The sequence below is a fragment of the Crocosphaera sp. UHCC 0190 genome, assembly GCF_034932065.1.
Lineage (GTDB): Bacteria > Cyanobacteriota > Cyanobacteriia > Cyanobacteriales > Microcystaceae > UHCC-0190.
Genome location: NZ_JAYGHP010000010.1, coordinates 129819 through 148557, shown reverse-complemented (window position 1 = coordinate 148557; position 18739 = coordinate 129819). Strand labels below are relative to the sequence as shown.

The following is an 18739-nucleotide window of genomic DNA, read 5'->3' as shown; positions in this document are numbered from 1 at the left end:
GTTTTTTAGCGCAATCAGAGCTAAAACTCAAATTCATTTAACCGTTGTTGTAGCATTTGGGGGAACTTTCTATAATATCGTTGATTGAGGGGGGAAGGGTGAGGCAAAGGAAGTAGATAAACTTGACGCTGACACGACTTTCCTTGATCATCGCTCCCTTGGAGGGTAATAGGGAGTTTAGCTTCATAGCGATCGCTGCGTTGCCAAAAGTTATCCATCTCTGCTTTTGTCGTATAGGGGGTAAACCATTTAAACGCTTCTGTCCCCAGAGTAATAATTTGAGTGCCTTGCCAATACAGGACTAATAGTTGGGCCACAAAAGGGCGAAATCTTTCCTTAACTTCGGTAGAATAGGCTTTATTACCTGGGGGTTTGTAAGGAACTGTGTTGGTCAATAAAACGCGATCGCAAACAGTTTGTAAGTCAGCTAGATTGGTGGGGGTTTCTTTATTCATGGCCCAATAAAAACCTTTGCGTACCAGGGTTCCTGCTGCGCCAATTAAGGGTTGTCCGGCGTGAACTTCATCCCGTCCCAAATCTCGGCCAAAAAAGCAGATCTGACTCTTAAGATTTCCCGCATATAATATAGCATCAGCAGGGTTTTTCCCTGCCGCCTGATAAATAGGAAGATCAACGGGAAAGGGTTTTCGTTCTGCTTCTTGACGAATTTGCACTAACAGGGTTTCAATCTCGGACATTAATTTATTAAGTCTAGAATGACGGCAATCAGTACCATACCATGTTAGGTTACATTGATCATTATAAACTTTATTGATGAGGAAATATGAACAATATCATGGGTTTTATTCTGAAAATTTTAATGATCTCTTTGGGATTTTCTCTGATAATTAAATATCTTGCTCCTTTGATTCCTGTGGTTCCTAATCATATTAATGCCACCATTTTTGTCATGGTTCTTCCCCTAAGCATGACTTTATTATTGGTGTGGCGAATCAAGGAGAAATCTTCTCATCTATAAATCCTTTCTTAGACAAACACTTAATCTCTAAGTTGCTTATGACGTTCTCTCAATGGCTTGGCTTTATTATCCTAGCAATTTCCCTCTATATACTCTGGCAAATTCGTCAGTTATTGCTGTTATTATTTACAGCAGTTATTATTGCTAATTCCCTAAATCATGCTGTTCAAAGGTTCCAAAAATGGGGCATAGGTCGCAGTTATGCTGTTCTCTTAGCTATGAGCCTTTTAATCGCTACTTTAACGGCATTTTTCTGGATTATTATTCCTCCTTTTGCTGAACAATTACCTGAGTTATTAAAATTAGTTCCCCAAGGTATTGATCAATTAATTATTACCCTAAAAGAATTTGTTTCTCGCCTCGATCCTGAATTAATTCAATCCTTACCAACCACAGACCAATTGCTCCAACAATTACAACCATTAGTACAGCAAATTGCAGGTCAAGGTTTAAATGTTTTCTATATGACATTAGGAATCCCTTTGACTTTTTTATTGTTATTAGCTCTTAGTTTAATGTTATTAGCAAATCCTCACGCCTATCGTCAAGGATTTATTCGTTTATTTCCTTCATTTTATCGACAGAAAATTGATCAGGTTTTAACGGAATGTGATGAAGCATTACAAGGATGGCTATTAGGGATTTTATTTAATATGACAGTTATTGCTATTTTGAGTTTTATTAGCTTGTCAATTTTGGGAATTCGCCTCAGTTTAGCTCAAGCAATGTTAGCTGGAATTTTAACTTTTATTCCTAATATTGGCCCAGCTTTAAGTGTGATTCCCCCCATGGCTATCGCTTTATTAGAAGCTCCTTGGAAATCCCTGACAGTGCTAATTCTTTATATTACTATTCAGCAGATTGAAGGGAATATTTTAACGCCTTTAGTCATGGCTCATCGAGTATCTCTACTCCCTGCTATGACCTTACTCTCTCAGGTATTTTTTGCAACAATTTTTGGATTTTTAGGATTATTTTTAGCTCTACCTTTAGCAGTTGTTTGTCAAGTATGGTTAAAAGAAGTGTTAGTTAAAGATGTTTTAGATCAATGGCAACTTGAGTCAAAAACATCAAAAAATACAACTGAATCCTTTCAACTATCTTCGAGAGAAGAAGAAGCAGAAAATAAAAATATTGAATAATATTATTGTGGTATAACTTTTTTATTTCATTTAACCAATAAGCAGTTTAAATACACAATGGCTTATCAATAAGCTATGATGTAGATCGTAATCAAAAATGACTGTTCATTACTTCCTTTTTATCAAATGATCGTAAATTATGATTTAATGACTGCCAAACATAAAACAAAAGGTTTTATTGCCTTAAAATATATGTTAGGAATTGTCAGTGCTTTGGTGTTGAGTGTTGCTCCTCTCTTGGCTCTAGAAATAGGCAATGGTGTTACTATATTTAATAAATCCCCTCGTCTTGTTGATGTGGCGACAACTTTAAGTAGCATTAGAGTTAGAGGTGCTAACTATTATTTCACCCTAGAATTACCCGAAAATGTAGGTGAACCCTTACAAAAATTGACGATTCAACAAAGTCAAGGCCCAGATACAATATATTTTTATCTGGAGGAAACTTTTGCCTTTGAAGGTAAACCCATTAATAGAGGTGAAAATTTAACTGTTGCTGAAGTGAAACGGAATCTTGACAATAATAAAATTACGATTAATTTTGAGCCACCTATCCCACCAGGAAAAACTTTTAGCATTGGACTTAAACCTCAAAAAAATCCTCAAATTGCTGGAAATTATCAATTTGGTATTACTGCTTATCCAGTGGGAAAAAAAGCCCAAGGTTTGTATCTTGGCCCTGGAAGATTAAGATTTTACCCCCATAGCGATCGCTTTCCTTAAGGGAGATCACATAGATTGCTTAATAGTCAATTCAGCTAACAGTTCATCCCAGGAATAAGGAAAGATATTGGGAAAATCAAAGTCATATTTTTTCTCTTAATTTAACTAACTGCCCTATTTATCCATATACTTTTTGATAATAGTCTTGATATTCTTGGGATAATAGAGGTTGCCACCAAACTTGATTATCTAAATACCATTGAATGGTTTTTCTTAACCCTCCTTCTACGGTTTCTTGAGGTGTCCAACCTAATTCTGTTTTAATTTTAGTGGCATCAATAGCATAACGGCGATCATGGCCTGGCCGATCTTTAACAAAGGTAATTAATTGTTTAGCAGGTTTAACGGGTAAATTAGGGGCTAATTCATCCATTAACTCACATAACATGGTCACTAAATCGATATTTTTAACCTCATTATTTCCCCCAATATTATAGGTTTCTCCTGGTTTTCCTTGATTAATTACTGTCTCTAAAGCTGAACAATGATCCCCTACATATAACCAATCTCGAATGTTTTGTCCATCTCCGTATACAGGTAAAGGTTTCCCTAATAAGATGTTAATACACATCAAAGGAATTAACTTTTCAGGGAAGTGATAAGGGCCATAATTATTAGAACAATTAGTAATAATTGTTGGCACACCATAAGTATGATAATAAGCTCGTGCTAGGTGATCACTCCCTGCTTTTGAGGCAGAATAGGGACTATTAGGAGCATAAGGCGTAGTCTCTGTAAAAGCTGGATCATCAGCTTCTAAACTACCATAAACCTCATCAGTAGAAACGTGAAGAAAACGATAATCTTCTGGCTTATTTTTATCATTCCAATAATGACGAAAACTCTCTAATAAGGTAAAAGTTCCGATCACATTGGTTTGAATAAAGGCATCAGGGCCAAGAATAGAACGATCAACGTGAGATTCTGCGGCAAAATGGGCGACAATCTTGATATTTTCTTCTTTTAAAAGCTCAGCAATTAAAGAGCGATCACAGATATCTCCCTTAACAAATTTAAAGTTTTCTCTGTCTTCTAAACTGGCTATATTTTCGAGGTTTCCCGCATAAGTTAAGGCATCTAAAACGACAACATGAGCATCAGGATATTGGTGACACCAATGATGAACAAAGTTAGAACCGATAAATCCCGCGCCGCCAGTGATTAGGATACTTTTTTTGTCTTCAGATAATAACATAAGCTAACTCAAAGATTTTTTTTTCTTTTCGACAGAAGCTATCAATTCATGATAGATTTGGGCTATTTTTTTTGCTTTTTGACTCCATTCAAATTCTTGAACTCGTTCGTAACATTTAGCTGACATTTGATGTCTTAACTGTTCATTTTGTACTAAAATTGTTATTTTGTCTGTTAACTCCGTAATTAAATATTCTCTTGATTTGGGATCAATACTAAATCCGGTTTCTTGATTTACATATTCACCAATTCCTCCATTATTAGCAACAATACAAGGTAAACCACAAGCCATAGCTTCTAAGACAACAGCACCTCCAAATTCTCTAATAGAAGGAAAGCAAAAAATATCTGAATTCTGATAATATTCTAAGGTTTCATGTTGTTTTACCCAACCTGTAAAATTGACAATATTTTCTAATCTCAAATTTTTAACTTGATCGACTAAAATATTCTTTTCTGAGCCATCTCCGACAATGGTTAATTTTACTTTATTTTTAACCTCTTCTGCTAAATTATTAATGGCCTCAATTACCATATCAGCACCTTTATAGGGAACTAAACGACCGACAAATAAAAGATTAATATATTGAGCATCTGCGTTGACTTGTTGCTTCTTAAAAAAATCTTGAGAAATACCATTTTCATAGAAAAGATTAATCTTATCATCTGAAATAGCGAACAAATCTTTTAATAAGTTTAAGGTATAAGTTGAGCCAGCTAAAATTTTATCAGCTTTTTTATAGGTTTCAACATAACCCGGTATTAAATATCTTCCAATAGCTCTGAGAAAATTAAAATAAGCAAATTCTTGTCTAGCTACTTTTTGGAAACCAGTAGGAAAAGGTACACCCCCATTAACTGGGCCTAATAAAAAAGGCGTATTTTGACAAGCATTAATAATTTTGACTGGATATCTGGGCATCATTGGAGTGATAACATGAACAATATCATATTCCTTTTCTAAAACTTTATCTTTGAATTTCTGATAAACTTGCTGATTAAACTCCCCATAAATGGGATAACTCAATGCTATATATAGTGGCCAATTTTTTCTACCGATAGAAGTTAGTGTTGCTATGATTTTATGATAAATTTTGCTAAATTTACTTTCGTAAATATAAACAATATTTTGATGTTCTGGATGTTTTTCTAATGCTTTTTTATTTCTCTCATGAGTGACTAAAGTAACATCAGAAAATCGACTAATTTCTTGATAGAAATTATAGGCAAGTAAGGGGACTGATGACCAATCAGGATTACATTGTTCAATAATTAGTAAGACTTTTAGTCTTCTGTTATTCATAAATAATGCCTCAAAATTGTTTCGAGTATTGACAATTTTTCATTAATTATATTTTTACCTGATTAAACTAACTCAATATGAGAATCATCTCCCACCATAAACCTCAGGGCTTTCGGCCTTTGAGGAGCCATTTCCAGTTTAGCACGTCGCCCAATTAAACTGTCAACAATTCGTTGATGAATTTCTAAGATTTTTGCTCCTTCTAAAATTACGCTGTGTTCAATATCGGCATCAATTAAAGTCGAGTTATCGCCAATACTTGTATAGGGCCCAACAAAACAGTTTTCTATATGACAATTCTGACCAATAATGACAGGACCGCGAATGGTACTATTAATGATTTTAGAACCCTTGTCAATATGTACCCGTCCACTTATTTGACTTTTATCATCAACTTCTGCTTCAATAATTATCTCGAATTTGTTATCTAAGATAATCCGATTTGCTTCTAATAAATCATCTTTTTTACCTGTATCTAACCACCAGCCTTGAAGTTGTAATGCTTCAACATTGTTTTGAGTGTTAATCAATTCTTGAATCGCATCAGTAATTTCTAATTCTCCCCGTGCTGAAGGCTGAATTGAAGCAATAGCTTTATGAATGGTAGGGGAGAAAAAATAAACCCCTACTAAAGCTAAATTGGAAGGGGGGACTTTGGGTTTCTCAACTAACTTTAAAACTCGCCCTTTTTCATCGACTTTTGCTACACCAAATGCCGTAGGATTAGGCACGGAACGGAGTAAAATTAAACTATCAAGCTGTTTACTTTTAAACTCATCTAAAAAGCTATTTAAACTGTCTTGAATTAGGTTATCTCCCAAATACATAATAAAGGGAGAATCACCTAAAAAGGGCTGAGCAACTTTAACAGCATGAGCTAACCCCAAAGGATGATCCTGGACGATATAAGTAATCTTAGCCCCAAATTGTTCACCTTTTCCGGTTTGATATTCAATTTCTTCCCCAGTTTCGGGACTAATAATAATACCAATATCGGTAATTCCTGCTGCTACAATTGATTCAATTCCATACCATAAAATTGGTTTATTTGCCACAGGTACTAATTGTTTGGCTCCCGTATAGGTTAGGGGCCGCAATCTAGTTCCTTTTCCACCGGAAAGAATTAATGCTTTCATTGAAAAAATCCTCTATTGTGTTTTTTGTCGTTTAGTTAAGTAGGGCATTTTCAGGGGCATTCCAGGCATCTATTTGTCTACCTAGTAAGTTAAATAAATTTTGATTCTCTTGTTCATAAACCTTGTATAGTTTTTCCCTGGTAGCTTGACTCACAGATAGACTATAGGTTTTATGTGGTAATAGTCGGTCAAGCTTCATAATCGTTGGCCTAACAGAAGAAGGCAGATAATAGGCTAAGCTCATTCCTAAGAATGATTGATCATGTTTGTGAGTTTTTCGATTAGCATTTTCAAAGTTAAATTGTGGATCAATTTCTAAAAATTTACAAGTTTTTGTCAATGCAATTGAAGGATCAATTGCAATATCTTCTTCATTGATTAAAATTAGTACATCTTCCGGTTTAAAGAACTGATAATAATTAGTCAGATGTTGATAGTAAAATCCTCTCTCAATAATTGTTGATTTCGGATCAAAAATTAGTTCATCAATGTTTTGATGGGGGGAACATACCCCTGAGCGAAACAAATGATTAAGATGTGATAAGGCACGGGTAACAGGATTTCTGAGGACAGCAATTGATTTGAGATGAGGTAAATAATCAGCAATGACTGAATGTATATGTTTTTTAAACATATATTCAGGAGTTTTTTCTCCAATTGCTAGGTAATTTTCCGACCCTGAAAAATGACTTTGATACCAATTTAATCCTTGATTAAAGTTGTGAGGTTTATCAAAAAAGTGAACTTCATCATCAGCTAAAAATACCTGTGGATGTTGTTCTAATTTATCTACCAACCAAGTTGTGCCTGCTTTTTGTGCTCCAATAATCAGAAAATTAGGTAATGTCATTAATTGCTCCTCTTAAGTATTTTAAATTCTATCTTTTCAGTAAATTTCAACAAAATTTATTGAGCATTTGTTTAAGAGAATTACGCCAATAAGGGGGATAATTCCCTAAGATAGAGGTAATTTTTTGTCCTGATAAAACTGAATAAGCAGGACGTTTAGCGGGGGTGGGATAATCAGCCGTTGTAATCGGAATTACTTGCTTAACCTGAATGGGAAAACCCAGGTTTTCAGCTTCCTCAAAAATGGCTACAGCAAAATCATACCAGCTAGTGACCCCACTATTCGTAAAGTGATAAATTTCTGAGGTTTCTGTTAAGTTAACGGTTAACAATAATTGAGCGATCGCCTCGGCAATATCTCTGGCCCAAGTCGGACTACCTACTTGATCAGCGACGATACGCAGTTCTTCTCTTTCTTGCCCTAACCTTAACATCGTTTTAACAAAATTTCCCTTACCATAGGTTCCATAAACCCAAGCCGTTCTCAAAATTATATAGCGATCGCTCGCCTTTTGTATTCCCGTTTCTCCGATAAGTTTGGTTTGGCCATAAACACTCAAAGGATGAGTCAAATCATCTTCTAGATAGGGAGTATTTTTTGTCCCATCAAAGACGTAATCTGTAGAAATATGCAGGAGAAATGCACCAATTTTTTGTGCTTCTTCTGCCATAATAGTTGGGGCAGTACCATTAATAGCTAAAGCCAAATCGGATTCACTTTCAGCACGATCAACGGCTGTGTAAGCTGCCGCATTAATAATAATATCGGGTTTGGCTTCTATAATGACTTGACGGATCTGATTGGGATCAATTAGGTTCATTGTTTGACGGTTGACACTGATCACTCTTCCCAGAGAAGTAAGTGTGTCTTGTAACTCTCGCCCCACTTGTCCATCACTACCTATCAGCAAAATTGTTTTCATTGATTATTAAGGCAAGAAGTTAACGACAAGTCTACAAGATTTGGGGACATTTTGTGAACAACTAGTGCAGGTTGGCGAAAATAACCCGCCAGTTGCCAAATTCTCAAATCCTTACTAATCCATCCTTTTGCCTTTTGACTTCGGCGCAGCGGCACTAGACGGCTAGATGTCAATGATCAGGAAAAAGTAGGGGTCAACGGCCGTTGACCCCTACAAATAGGTTTCAGTTGTCATAGGGGTAATTCATGAATTACCCTAATATTTAATCCCTAAGCATCAGCGGCCACATAACAGAAACTCAGATGTAAAAGATTGCGTTTCCAGGGATGGGCTTGAATTTCTTTGATGACAGCATTACCATTCCAAGAAAGATCGGGAATTGTCACCTCAATCACTGTTTCATCGACTTTCACACCCCTCAACATCAGGGCCGCTTCTTTTTGATTGACCATCAACTGCATTGATTCTGTGCCATCATGGCCATATAAGGTGGCGGGTATTAAGCCTTCACGACGTAAGGCGTTAGGTTTGCTGCCTTCGGGTCTTTTTTGACATTCAATGGTTAAAGACATAGGATTTACTCACTAAAAGGTTAATAAAGTTTATTCATCAGTGGTGACACTAAGGGGATCACCATTCACATCAAGCAAGGCCCGTTTAGGCCCATGAATCGGATCTTCAACGATAATCGTTTGATCACGACTGGCCCCCAAAGAAACAATGGCAATGGAAACTGCCATCAGTTCGGCCAAAAACTTGAGATAGTTCAAGGCTTCCTTGGGTAAGTCTTCTAAGCTTCGGCAATCTTCCGTCGATTGTTGCCATCCTGGTAAGGTTTCATAAATGGGGTTACAACGGGCAAATTGACTGGCATTACTGGGAAAATGATGACAGATTTGGCCATCGAGTTCGTAAGCAACACAAACTTTGATTTCTGCTAACTCGTCTAGGACATCAAGTTTGGTAATGGCTAAACAGTCTAATCCATTGACCCTCACTGCATAGCGACCAATCACCCCATCAAACCACCCGCAACGTCGTGGACGGCCGGTGGTAGTGCCAAATTCAGCCCCGCGATCGCCTAATAATGCGCCGATTTCCCCATGTAATTCAGTGGGAAAGGGCCCTTCACCGACACGGGTTGTATAAGCCTTAGCCACCCCAATCACGCGATCAATCACTGTTGGGCCAACACCCGCCCCCACACAAGCCCCACCCGCAATGGGATTTGAGGAGGTAACATAGGGATAGGTTCCGTGATCGAGGTCTAATAGAGTTCCTTGCGCCCCTTCAAATAGAATATTTTTACGTTCTATAATGGCTTCGTAGATTTTCAGAGAACTATCCACCACATAGGGCCGTAATTGTTCTGCATAATCTAGATATTCGTCAATGACGCTTTGAGGGTCAAGGGGTGCTAGGTTATAAAGCTTTTCTAAAATAGCGTTTTTATAGTTAATTGTCCATTCCAGTTTTTCTTTGAGTTCATCAGGGTTCATTAAATCGACGACCCGAATGCCTGTCCGTTCTGATTTATCGGCATAAGTTGGGCCAATTCCCCGTCCCGTTGTCCCAATTTTTCGTTTACCCCGTCTTTCTTCGGATGCTTGATCCAAGAGACGATGATAGGGCATGGTAACATGGGCGGTCTGGGAGATAAAGAGATTCTTGGTAGAAACTTTTAGGGTGTGGAGTTGGGCCAATTCTTGGAGTAGGACTTTGGGATCAATAACTGTCCCTGAACCAATAATACATTCCGTATCAGGATAGAGAATGCCTGATGGAATGAGGTGCAATTTAAAGGTTTGTCCCTGAACAACGATGGTATGGCCGGCATTTACCCCCCCTTGGGGTCGCACCACTACATCCGCTGAACGGCTCAATAAATCGGTGATTTTTCCTTTTCCTTCGTCGCCCCACTGAGCGCCGATGACAATTACATTAGCCAAGAGTTTATAAATAGCTAGAGTTCACACAATCTACTATTATTGATAATTTATGGCCTTTTTGTCAAGTTAATTTGTGAAAGATAGGGATTTAACAAGCTTAAAAGAATATTTAGATAAATAATGCCGGAGAAACATGAAATATTTCAGCCAAAGTTTTCGCCTAAGACTTACTAATAGAACGTTTTCCATACTCTTGATATTCTGCTTCAGTTTCAATGACTTTTGGTTGAAATTTAACTAAGAGTTGGCTATAGAGAGCTTTTAAGAAACCCTAGTTATCTCTGGACTAGAAGTGGCTAATGCTGCTAGTTTTAACACAGTCTTGACTTTGGATACTCCCAGTGGTACACCTACTGTAGATTCAGCAGTAATCATGTGGTCAACCTCCTTACTGGCATTACTTATAATTTTGGTGGGAATATCTCAAATCTTTTTATAGATGCTTTACAAGATGGTGTAAGAACTAATTTGGTTTTCATTGGTGGTTCACAACTGACAACCCCGAAAGAGACTCAATCTGTACCTGAACCTAGCACAGTGGTAGGATTAGGATTATTGGGATTAGGTTTATTAGGAAGCAAGAAAAAGAGCAAAGTTTAATTAACGTAGGGTGGGCAATGCCCACCTAAACCCCTAAAAATTGCTATCATTAAGAGAAAAGCATTTTAGACTGAAAACTAATGATAACTAATATTGAAAAAACGGTTCTTGATAAGTTTCGTAAACTTTCTAATGAAAAGCAAAAGGATGTTTTAGAGTTTTTAGATTTAATAGAGCAAGATGTATCAGAAAAAGCCACCAACTTAGATAGAGAAGAAGCTACAGCAATTCTAAAGAGGGCAAAAGAACGCACTCAATCTAATGTTTCTAAATCTGTTGATGAATTATGGAATGATTTTAATCAAGTTAAAGATCAGATTGCTTCAGAATTTGAAAATAAACAAAGCTAAATATTGATTACTTTTTTAAATGTTAAAAGTCGTTTTAGATACCTCAGTTTTTGTATCAGCTATTTTGAGTAAAAATAGAGAAACATCTCCATCAATTATTTTAAATAAATGGCAACAAGGAAGTTTTAGTTTAGTGATTTCTCCTCAGTTACAAGAAGAATTAATTCTTGTTCTTTTACGAAAAGGAATTAGCTCAGAATTGATTGAAAATTTAGTGATTATTATTGAAACTTTAGCCTTAAAGATAGAAGGCGTTTATCAAGCAACTATTTTAGATAAAATAGATCCCAAAGATAATATGTTTTTAGCAGCGTCTTATGAAGCTAAAGCTGATTATTTGGTATCCCTTGACAATCATTTACTATCTTTAAAGTTTTATCATGGAACACAAATTTTAACCCCAAGTTTATTTTTAAAAGTTTTGGAAACATAGAATTAAATTATTAGTAAAGTAGGGTGGGCAATGCCCACCTAAACCTCTAAAAATTACTATGATTAGTGATAGCATCGGTTAACTTTTCTATCACTTCATCAACAGTCATTATTCCTAATTCTCCTGATGCACGAGTCCGAATACTTAAACTATGAGACTCCACTTCTTTGGCCCCAACAACTGCCATAACTGGGATCTTTTCTTTCTCCCCATTGCGAATCATTTTACCCAGTCTTTCACCAGAAGTATCAGCTTCAGCACGAATGCCTAATAATTGCATTTTCTTGACCACTTCTTTAGCATAATCTAACTGGACATCACTAACAGGTAAAAGACGTATTTGAATGGGTGATAACCACAAAGGAAAATCCCCTGCATACTCCTCAATTAGAATACCAATTAACCGTTCTAAAGACCCAAAAGGCGCACGGTGAATCATTACAGGCCGTTGACGAGTGCCATCTTCTGCTACATATTCTAACTCAAACCTTTGGGGTAAATTATAATCAACTTGAACAGTTCCGAGTTGCCATTCTCTTTCTAAAGCATCTTGGAAAATAAAGTCAAGTTTTGGCCCATAAAATGCCGCCTCTCCTTCAGCTTCAAAATAGTTCATATCCAAAGTTTGCACAGCGCGACGGATGGCATTTTGTGACTTTTCCCAAGCTTCATCTGACCCAATATATTTATCAGAATTAGGATCACGAAAACTCAATCTTGCCTTAAAATTCTTCAGTTGCAAACTCTTAAAAACGGAAAGAATTAAATCCACAACACTGAGAAATTCATCATCCAATTGATCGGGAGTTACAAACAAATGGGAGTCATCAACGGTAAACCCGCGAACACGAGTTAACCCTCCTAATTCTCCTGATTGTTCATAACGATAAACCGTTCCAAATTCTGCTAATCTCATCGGTAAATCACGATAAGATCGTAACTCACTTTTATAAATTTGGATGTGAAAAGGACAGTTCATCGGTTTTAAAGCAAACCCAATTTCTTTGAGTTTTTCCTCCTCATTTTCGGCCATCATCGGAAACATATCTTCCTTATAATTTTGCCAATGACCAGAAATTTTAAACAAGTCAACTCGACCAATATGGGGAGTCACCACCTGAAGATAACCCCGTTTAAGTTGTTCTTGCTTCAAAAAATCTTCCAAAGTAGAGCGAATAATAGTCCCTTTAGGAGTCCAGAGGGGTAAACCAGGCCCAACGGGGTCAGAAAAGATAAATAACCCTAATTCCTTCCCTAACTTGCGGTGGTCACGCTTTAATGCTTCTTCCTTGCGTCGTTTATACTCGGCCAACTGTTCGGGAGTTTCCCAAGCAGTCCCATAGATGCGTTGTAGTTGCGCTTTCGTTTCATCTCCTCTCCAATATGCTCCTGCAACCGATTCAATGTCAAATGCTTTGGGGTTTAACTCTGCGGTGGTTTCCACATGAGGCCCCGCGCATAAATCCCACCATTGATCCCCTAAATGATAGAGGGTGATGGGGGGTTGTAAACCTTCCAGGATTTCCAGTTTATAGGGTTCTTTAAGCTCTGTAATCCGTTTTTTTGCTTCTTCAAAGGTAACTTCTTCTTTGAGGACGGGAAGTTTTTTGTTGATGATTTTGATCATCTCTTTTTTGATGGCCTTTAAGTCTTGTTCGGTAAAGGGTTCAGGAACATCAAAATCATAGTAAAACCCTGTTTCAGTCCAAGGGCCGATGGTGACTTGCGCTTTCGGAAACAATTTTTGTACGGCCATGGCCATCACATGGGACATGGTGTGACGGATACGCTTTAGGGTATCAGATTCGCTGGTGCGCGGTAGTTTGATGGGTTGTTGTTCGGATACTTCCGGTGATGCAGTCTGTTTAACCATTCACATTTACTCTATTTAACGCTTTATCTAGTTTATTGTGTATTAGGGAATAGGGAATAGTTAACTAGAGGTTTAACTCTTCTCGCAAAACTCGGCGAAATGTCTCTTCTAAGGATTCATTGTGCTGTTGAATATGTTGACGTAATGCTTCATTAATTAGGGTTTGATAATTTCCTCCTCCTGTTAAATGAATTTGTTGACGAAACCAGTCAATAATATCATTATCTAAATTAAGAGTAATCCGTGTTTGATTTGATGATATAGGATCAATTGCTCCTCTTTTACCTTTGCTAAAATCGTATTCAGTTTCCATATTTATCTATCCATATATTGTTGACGTTCAGTACGAGTGGCTTTACGGGCTGAAATTAGACGGATATCACTACCTCGCCAAGTGTGGACAATAACAAGAATTCTTCCAAAAAAATCAACCCCAATGGTGATAAATCGCTCTTCGTTAAACCTTTCATCTTCTATAGTAATAGCAAGATCATCAGAAAAGACAGAAACTGCATCAGCAAAGTCAATCCCATGCTTACGCAAATTAGCATTAGCTTTATCTGGGTTCCACTGATAGGTCATTAATTTTTCACTTTCCTTTGATCATGGTTGTTATAATACTTTGGTTAATACAGCTTGTTTAACCATTCACATTTATACAATAACTCTTTATCTAGTTTATTGTGTCTGGGGGAATATTTGTTTTTAAAATAATAGGACGCTCCGATATTGTTGTGTATAGTTTGACTTCTATGTTTACCTTAGAATTATCAATTATTTCCTCCTCTGATATAGATGAGAATGCAGACAAAGTAACCATTCCTGGACCTCTGATAATTATCTCATTGGTTGTATGTTCCATCATTAAATTTTTTGAGTTGGCTCGATAAACTCCTCCTCCTAGTGCTTTTGGTGGCAAGACTGATCCACCAAAAGCAACTATATTTAGCTCATTACATAAAATATTTTGATCTATATTTCTAGTCGAAACAGAAATGATTGCTTCACAACGATGAAAAGGAATAGAAAATATAGTCATATTTTTAGGGTTAATATATAATTGAAGCTCACAGTTTAAAGAAACAGTTCTATTTATTTGCATAGAACCAGGACAAATTTCAAACTTTTTACTAACTATCTCAACATCGGGTAACTTTTCTATAGGAGACAATAACAAAATTAAATCAGAACGACGCGCTGATCTAACTCTAGTGCCTTCTCGCCAAGGAACCTCATTAAAATTCGTATCTTTTTGATTTTTGACAACAAAAGGACTGCGATCTGTTTCAAACCCTAACGCTAAGATAATCTTGTCATCTATGGGAACATTAACAGTAGTTAATTTAGGAGAAAGTTCAATAAAATGTTTTTGTACAGAAGGATACCAGTTAGCGAGATCAATATCATTATTAATCCCTTTTATTTTATTTATTTCTGATTTTTCATCAATACCAATTAACCATAGTATATTTTCACCCCTAGCTGCATTAGCGTGTCCAGCAATACGACGAGCAATTTTAAAATTATCTTCAGGTAATACTGTTTTTAATTCTACCAAATCATCTTCTTGATAATTACCTGATTTAACGAGATCAATAACATTTAATGCCCAAATTTCTAGTTGTCTTGGATTCATATTAATATCTCTCTTATATAGGTTTATTTTTTATGCTGATCTATCCATATATTTTTATTATAGAAGTTTCTTAAACTCTTGAACTGTCATTCCTGAACCTTTAATAATTGCTCCCATTGTATAACCATTAATCGGATTTGCTCTAGGAATGATTAAAATATGTTCTCCATCAGTCATAGTAATATGTTTACCCTGTCGAATAATCTGAAAACCTGCTTTTTCAAATGCTTTGATTGCTCGTTGATGATTAATTCCAGGAACATTAGGCATGATTTAATTCAACTTCTACATAAAAAGATTCAATCCCATTATTTAATTCTTTAGACACTTCTAAATAAGAAATAATTGCATCTTGAATATTCTCAAGAGCTTCTTCTTTTGTTATTCCTTGAGAAGCACATCCAGGTAAACTAGGACACCAAACTGCATACCCTTCTTCTGTTTGTTTGAGGTTGACTTTATATTGCATATTTATTTATAATCTGAGACTATGATACCAACTAAATCATTATAGCCTATACTATAAATATAAGTTATGGTAATCACCTTTAAATTATGGGAATGCGTTCTTTATCTTATCAAGAAGCAGAAAATACTTTCACAAACACCCTAAATCATGTAGCTTGTGGTTTAGAACATATTAAAATTCAACAGCCTGGACAAGAACCAGTTTACATGATTCCCGCAAAAGACTATGAACTCTTTATCAAACTTGTAGAACAAGCAGAAGACAAAATTGATCTTGAAGAAGCAGAAAAAAGGATGAATAATCCTGAAGAAGAAAGACTGACCTTTGAGCAATTTTTTAATGAATTAGAGGTTAAAAGTGAGTCTGCACAGAATAGAATTTGATAAGCGTGTTAAAAAAGATTTCCGTAGCATTACCATTGTTCCAAATAAAACAAAGTCGCCACTGTAGTATAAATGATTTAAAAAACAAATCCTTTAGTATTCTAGATAACATCCTGTCACAAAATCCCCCAACTTTTGTTACAGTGATAAAATAAACAAGCAATCTACCATTGACTTATGAGTGACTTAATTGCGATCGCTTACGATGATGAATACAAAGCAGAAGAAGTCCGTCTGACTTTAGCGAAACTACAAAAAGCGCATTTAATTGAACTTGAAGATGCTGCGGTTGTAGTCAAAAACGAAAAAGGTGAAATTAAACTCAAACAGGCCATTAATTTAACTGCTGCGGGTGCGGCCAGTGGAAGTTTTTGGGGTCTTCTCATCGGAACCTTGTTTTTGTCCCCCTTGGTTGGGGTTGCTGTAGGTGCTTTAAGTGGTGCTTTAAGTGGTGCTTTAAGCGATATTGGGGTCGATGATGACTTTATGCGGGAATTAGGAGAAAACCTCACCCCAGGAAGTTCTGCTTTGTTTGTTTTACTCACCAAAGTTACCCCGGATAAGGTACTCGAAGAAGTTGCACCTTTTGGGGGAAAAGTGTTAAAAACATCCTTAAGTAAAGATGATGAAACTCAGTTACAAGAGGTTTTAACTAACCGAGGAATTAAACCTCAAGCCATTGATATGTAGTTTGTTAAACTGTCAAAAAATGTAGAGACCTTCTATACAATGTCTCTACATAATATATACCTAATTTTGTATTCCTTTAACTTCCCATGTTCCTCCATCAAATATTTCTAATAATTGTTGATGGTATTGGGTTAAGGTTGGCCGATGACCGACACTAATATAAGTCGTTCCCATGTGGGATAATTCTTGATAGAGTGCTTCTTCATTTTTGACATCTAAGGCACTTGTCGCTTCATCTAAGATAGCATAGCGAGGTTTAGTAATCAAAATTCTCGCAAAAGCAACCCGTTGTTGTTCGCCTAAAGATAGCACATTTTCCCAGTTTTCTTCAGCATCAAAACCCCCAACTTGTTCCATTAAATTAGGTAAATTAACTGTTTTTAAAACGCTGTTTAATTGTTCATCATTAATCTCATTTTTGGGATTAGGATATAACAATTGTTCCCGCAAAGTTCCGACGATCATGTAGGGACGTTGGGGTAGAAATAGGATGTCTTCGGGTTGGGGACGCAGAATTATGCCATCTCCTGAATTCCATAATCCTGCAATGGCCCGCAGTAGGGAACTTTTTCCTGTTCCACTTGCTCCCATAATTAATAAATTGTTGTTAGAACTAACAGCTAAGGACAAATTTTCAATTAAAATCCTGTCAGAATTTGGCGGCTGTAATGTAACGTTTTCTAGAGAAACGTTAGACGAATCTTGAGTATTAATAAAGCTAGTTTGTGACTTCTCTTTCTTGAAAGATTCGGGGTTTAAAGACTCATAAAATTCTCCTAAACGGTTGATACTAGCAGCAAATTCTGTAATATCTTGAATTCTATTTGTAACTAAAGAAAGGGCCCCTAAAACTAAACTAAAAGCCACACTTGCTTGAGCGATCGCTCCAAAATCTAAGTCTCCCTTTAAGTATAAAGGAGCGATAATAATATAGGGGATTAAACGAGTAAAATAATTATATCCCAACTGAAACAAACTAATAATTGATTGCCAAATAATTAACAAATCAAAGTTTTTAATAGCGGCTGTCAATTGTTCAATAACTTGCCGTCTTTCTAATCCTTCCCCCCGGTAAAATGCAATAGATTCTGCATTATCTCTGACCCTTACCATACCATAACGAAAGTTTGCTTCTAACCGTAATTGATTATAATTGATACGCACTAAACGACTCCCCACGATTAACGCAACTGCTGTTCCAAACGCAGCATAAACTAATAAACCCCAAGTTAATTCTTTGGAGATACTATAGAGAATGACTGTAAAGGATAAGAGAGTTAAAATTGAGTCAAGAATATCGAGAATAAAATCTAATGTAACCCCCGTAAAAGCTTTAATATCTTGGGTAATTCGTTGATCGGGGTTATCTACTTCTGTATTAATAGAATTGGAATCTAATTCATAATAAGCTCGATGTTCAAAATATCGTTTTATAAAATGCTTTGTTAGCCATTCTCGCCATAATAAACCTAATTTTTGGCGTAAATAACGGTAAGAAACAATAATGGGAACAGCCGCCACTAAAACAATGCCATAAAGGATCATAAATTGCCAGAATACGGTAGCATCTTTTTCATTTAAAGAAGTATCAATAAACCGGAAAACATAACTGAGTATTACATTTAATCCATTAACGACAAATAACAGAAATAAGAGACACCATAAAAGTGACCATTGTTTCCACTTATCTCCTATTTTAGATTTTTGAGAAAGGAAAATCAACCCACTAATTAATAAACCTGCTATGGCAAGATAAGGAACATTAGAATTAATCAGATCATTAACATTTTTTACCAGTCCATCAGCAACAGCACTAAAAAAATCAGGAAAAATAACATTACCTAATAAAGTCAATCCAACTGTTAAGAAAAAAGTAAAACTAATAACAGCAATGACTAAAACCCCTAACAGTCCAAAAAATACCCAACTTTGTCGGAAGTCAGTGGGGAAAAAATAGGGTTGTGCAGTCTCAATAAAATGAAAGACAAGTTTACGATTAAATTCAAAACGGGGCTTGGGCATTTTGGTAAAATAATTGTTTGGTGTCTATTATAATACAAAACTATTCAGAATTAACATTACAGACTATTTAGGTCTTTTTGTCATT

At 36.2% G+C, this 18739-nt stretch carries 23 protein-coding genes; 8 read left to right on the top strand and 15 right to left on the bottom strand.

The annotated features are described in order from the left end of the window. Positions 1-20: 20 nt before the first annotated feature. Entirely contained in the window at positions 21-698 is a 678-nt protein-coding gene (locus VB715_RS15195; protein WP_323302062.1) for a uracil-DNA glycosylase family protein, read from the bottom strand. An 86-nt stretch (positions 699-784) separates the two neighbouring features. Between VB715_RS15195 and VB715_RS15190 the strand changes: the two genes are divergently transcribed. The 3 genes from VB715_RS15190 (at position 785) to VB715_RS15180 (ending at position 2844) form a co-directional block, all read left to right on the top strand. Continuing rightward, complete coding sequence (locus VB715_RS15190) at positions 785-979, top strand: hypothetical protein (RefSeq protein ID WP_323302061.1); 195 nt, start codon at positions 785-787, stop codon at positions 977-979. Between the two features lie 38 nt (positions 980-1017). Next, positions 1018-2121 carry an AI-2E family transporter gene (locus VB715_RS15185; protein WP_323302060.1) on the top strand — a complete coding sequence of 368 codons (1104 nt, stop codon included), beginning with the start codon at positions 1018-1020 and terminating at the stop codon, positions 2119-2121. Between the two features lie 147 nt (positions 2122-2268). Beyond that, the gene (locus tag VB715_RS15180; RefSeq protein ID WP_323302059.1) at positions 2269-2844 is read left to right on the top strand and encodes a DUF2808 domain-containing protein; all 576 of its coding nucleotides are present in this window, start codon (positions 2269-2271) and stop codon (positions 2842-2844) included. A gap of 118 nt (positions 2845-2962) precedes the next feature. Here the strand turns inward: VB715_RS15180 and rfbB are convergent, their stop codons facing one another. The 7 genes from rfbB to VB715_RS15145 all read right to left on the bottom strand — a co-directional run bounded on the left by rfbB (position 2963) and on the right by VB715_RS15145 (position 10198). After that, positions 2963-4039 (bottom strand): dTDP-glucose 4,6-dehydratase, encoded by a 1077-nt coding sequence (rfbB, locus tag VB715_RS15175; RefSeq protein ID WP_323302058.1) that lies wholly within the window; start codon positions 4037-4039, stop codon positions 2963-2965. A 3-nt stretch (positions 4040-4042) separates the two neighbouring features. Next, positions 4043-5341, bottom strand: a complete 1299-nt coding sequence (locus VB715_RS15170; protein ID WP_323302057.1) for a glycosyltransferase family 4 protein — start codon at positions 5339-5341, stop codon at positions 4043-4045. A gap of 62 nt (positions 5342-5403) precedes the next feature. Then, the gene (locus VB715_RS15165; protein WP_323302056.1) at positions 5404-6477 is read right to left on the bottom strand and encodes a glucose-1-phosphate thymidylyltransferase; all 1074 of its coding nucleotides are present in this window, start codon (positions 6475-6477) and stop codon (positions 5404-5406) included. 31 nt (positions 6478-6508) lie between these two features. Next, positions 6509-7327 carry a sulfotransferase domain-containing protein gene (locus VB715_RS15160; RefSeq protein ID WP_323302055.1) on the bottom strand — a complete coding sequence of 273 codons (819 nt, stop codon included), beginning with the start codon at positions 7325-7327 and terminating at the stop codon, positions 6509-6511. Positions 7328-7373: 46 nt separating this feature from the next. Further along, on the bottom strand, positions 7374-8249 hold the full coding sequence (gene rfbD, locus VB715_RS15155; RefSeq protein ID WP_323302054.1) for a dTDP-4-dehydrorhamnose reductase: 876 nt from the start codon (positions 8247-8249) through the stop codon (positions 7374-7376). Between the two features lie 269 nt (positions 8250-8518). Continuing rightward, positions 8519-8821 carry a 50S ribosomal protein L25 gene (gene rplY / locus VB715_RS15150; protein WP_323292227.1) on the bottom strand — a complete coding sequence of 101 codons (303 nt, stop codon included), beginning with the start codon at positions 8819-8821 and terminating at the stop codon, positions 8519-8521. A gap of 30 nt (positions 8822-8851) precedes the next feature. Further along, on the bottom strand, positions 8852-10198 hold the full coding sequence (locus tag VB715_RS15145; RefSeq protein WP_323302053.1) for an adenylosuccinate synthase: 1347 nt from the start codon (positions 10196-10198) through the stop codon (positions 8852-8854). Between the two features lie 375 nt (positions 10199-10573). Between VB715_RS15145 and VB715_RS15140 the strand changes: the two genes are divergently transcribed. The 3 genes from VB715_RS15140 to VB715_RS15130 all read left to right on the top strand — a co-directional run bounded on the left by VB715_RS15140 (position 10574) and on the right by VB715_RS15130 (position 11581). Then, positions 10574-10798, top strand: a complete 225-nt coding sequence (locus tag VB715_RS15140) for a PEP-CTERM sorting domain-containing protein (protein ID WP_323302052.1) — start codon at positions 10574-10576, stop codon at positions 10796-10798. Positions 10799-10878: 80 nt separating this feature from the next. Then, complete coding sequence (locus VB715_RS15135) at positions 10879-11148, top strand: hypothetical protein (protein ID WP_323302051.1); 270 nt, start codon at positions 10879-10881, stop codon at positions 11146-11148. Positions 11149-11167: 19 nt separating this feature from the next. After that, the gene (locus tag VB715_RS15130) at positions 11168-11581 is read left to right on the top strand and encodes a putative toxin-antitoxin system toxin component, PIN family (RefSeq protein WP_323302050.1); all 414 of its coding nucleotides are present in this window, start codon (positions 11168-11170) and stop codon (positions 11579-11581) included. A gap of 46 nt (positions 11582-11627) precedes the next feature. Here VB715_RS15130 and thrS read toward each other — a convergent pair whose 3' ends face one another. From thrS to VB715_RS15100, 6 genes are all read right to left on the bottom strand, one after another. Beyond that, a complete protein-coding gene (thrS, locus tag VB715_RS15125) occupies positions 11628-13454 on the bottom strand; it encodes a threonine--tRNA ligase (RefSeq protein WP_323302049.1) in 1827 nt (608 codons plus the stop codon). Between the two features lie 64 nt (positions 13455-13518). After that, positions 13519-13767 carry a BrnA antitoxin family protein gene (locus VB715_RS15120; protein ID WP_323302048.1) on the bottom strand — a complete coding sequence of 83 codons (249 nt, stop codon included), beginning with the start codon at positions 13765-13767 and terminating at the stop codon, positions 13519-13521. A 2-nt stretch (positions 13768-13769) separates the two neighbouring features. After that, on the bottom strand, positions 13770-14036 hold the full coding sequence (locus tag VB715_RS15115) for a BrnT family toxin (RefSeq protein WP_323302047.1): 267 nt from the start codon (positions 14034-14036) through the stop codon (positions 13770-13772). Positions 14037-14127: 91 nt separating this feature from the next. Then, complete coding sequence (locus tag VB715_RS15110; protein ID WP_323302046.1) at positions 14128-15090, bottom strand: hypothetical protein; 963 nt, start codon at positions 15088-15090, stop codon at positions 14128-14130. A 57-nt stretch (positions 15091-15147) separates the two neighbouring features. Further along, a complete protein-coding gene (locus VB715_RS15105; protein WP_323302045.1) occupies positions 15148-15360 on the bottom strand; it encodes a type II toxin-antitoxin system HicA family toxin in 213 nt (70 codons plus the stop codon). Then, positions 15353-15559, bottom strand: a complete 207-nt coding sequence (locus VB715_RS15100) for a type II toxin-antitoxin system HicB family antitoxin (RefSeq protein ID WP_323302044.1) — start codon at positions 15557-15559, stop codon at positions 15353-15355. The genes VB715_RS15105 and VB715_RS15100 overlap by 8 nt, the downstream gene beginning before the upstream one ends. Before the next feature lie 86 nt (positions 15560-15645). On the opposite strand from VB715_RS15100, the gene VB715_RS15095 reads away from it, so the two are divergent. Then, on the top strand, positions 15646-15942 hold the full coding sequence (locus VB715_RS15095; protein WP_323302043.1) for a type II toxin-antitoxin system Phd/YefM family antitoxin: 297 nt from the start codon (positions 15646-15648) through the stop codon (positions 15940-15942). A gap of 177 nt (positions 15943-16119) precedes the next feature. Then, entirely contained in the window at positions 16120-16632 is a 513-nt protein-coding gene (locus tag VB715_RS15090) for a DUF1269 domain-containing protein (RefSeq protein ID WP_323302042.1), read from the top strand. A 60-nt stretch (positions 16633-16692) separates the two neighbouring features. Here VB715_RS15090 and VB715_RS15085 read toward each other — a convergent pair whose 3' ends face one another. Then, positions 16693-18654, bottom strand: coding sequence for an ABC transporter ATP-binding protein/permease (locus tag VB715_RS15085; RefSeq protein ID WP_323302041.1), 1962 nt, complete (start codon positions 18652-18654; stop codon positions 16693-16695). Positions 18655-18739: the final 85 nt, after the last annotated feature.

What these genes read in the sequence shown, in the direction of transcription:
- VB715_RS15160 (WP_323302055.1), bottom strand. Translation starts at nt 7,327, where the DNA reads ATGACATTACCTAATTTTCTGATTATTGGAGCACAAAAAGCAGGCACA.
- VB715_RS15190 (WP_323302061.1), top strand. Translation starts at nt 785, where the DNA reads ATGAACAATATCATGGGTTTTATTCTGAAAATTTTAATGATCTCTTTG.
- VB715_RS15135 (WP_323302051.1), top strand. Translation starts at nt 10,879, where the DNA reads ATGATAACTAATATTGAAAAAACGGTTCTTGATAAGTTTCGTAAACTT.
- VB715_RS15090 (WP_323302042.1), top strand. Translation starts at nt 16,120, where the DNA reads ATGAGTGACTTAATTGCGATCGCTTACGATGATGAATACAAAGCAGAA.
- VB715_RS15120 (WP_323302048.1), bottom strand. Translation starts at nt 13,767, where the DNA reads ATGGAAACTGAATACGATTTTAGCAAAGGTAAAAGAGGAGCAATTGAT.
- VB715_RS15170 (WP_323302057.1), bottom strand. Translation starts at nt 5,341, where the DNA reads ATGAATAACAGAAGACTAAAAGTCTTACTAATTATTGAACAATGTAAT.
- VB715_RS15185 (WP_323302060.1), top strand. Translation starts at nt 1,018, where the DNA reads ATGACGTTCTCTCAATGGCTTGGCTTTATTATCCTAGCAATTTCCCTC.
- thrS (WP_323302049.1), bottom strand. Translation starts at nt 13,454, where the DNA reads ATGGTTAAACAGACTGCATCACCGGAAGTATCCGAACAACAACCCATC.
- rfbD (WP_323302054.1), bottom strand. Translation starts at nt 8,249, where the DNA reads ATGAAAACAATTTTGCTGATAGGTAGTGATGGACAAGTGGGGCGAGAG.
- VB715_RS15105 (WP_323302045.1), bottom strand. Translation starts at nt 15,360, where the DNA reads ATGCCTAATGTTCCTGGAATTAATCATCAACGAGCAATCAAAGCATTT.
- rfbB (WP_323302058.1), bottom strand. Translation starts at nt 4,039, where the DNA reads ATGTTATTATCTGAAGACAAAAAAAGTATCCTAATCACTGGCGGCGCG.
- VB715_RS15165 (WP_323302056.1), bottom strand. Translation starts at nt 6,477, where the DNA reads ATGAAAGCATTAATTCTTTCCGGTGGAAAAGGAACTAGATTGCGGCCC.
- VB715_RS15110 (WP_323302046.1), bottom strand. Translation starts at nt 15,090, where the DNA reads ATGAATCCAAGACAACTAGAAATTTGGGCATTAAATGTTATTGATCTC.
- VB715_RS15100 (WP_323302044.1), bottom strand. Translation starts at nt 15,559, where the DNA reads ATGCAATATAAAGTCAACCTCAAACAAACAGAAGAAGGGTATGCAGTT.
- VB715_RS15180 (WP_323302059.1), top strand. Translation starts at nt 2,269, where the DNA reads ATGACTGCCAAACATAAAACAAAAGGTTTTATTGCCTTAAAATATATG.
- VB715_RS15095 (WP_323302043.1), top strand. Translation starts at nt 15,646, where the DNA reads ATGGGAATGCGTTCTTTATCTTATCAAGAAGCAGAAAATACTTTCACA.
- rplY (WP_323292227.1), bottom strand. Translation starts at nt 8,821, where the DNA reads ATGTCTTTAACCATTGAATGTCAAAAAAGACCCGAAGGCAGCAAACCT.
- VB715_RS15115 (WP_323302047.1), bottom strand. Translation starts at nt 14,036, where the DNA reads ATGACCTATCAGTGGAACCCAGATAAAGCTAATGCTAATTTGCGTAAG.
- VB715_RS15195 (WP_323302062.1), bottom strand. Translation starts at nt 698, where the DNA reads ATGTCCGAGATTGAAACCCTGTTAGTGCAAATTCGTCAAGAAGCAGAA.
- VB715_RS15085 (WP_323302041.1), bottom strand. Translation starts at nt 18,654, where the DNA reads ATGCCCAAGCCCCGTTTTGAATTTAATCGTAAACTTGTCTTTCATTTT.
- VB715_RS15130 (WP_323302050.1), top strand. Translation starts at nt 11,168, where the DNA reads ATGTTAAAAGTCGTTTTAGATACCTCAGTTTTTGTATCAGCTATTTTG.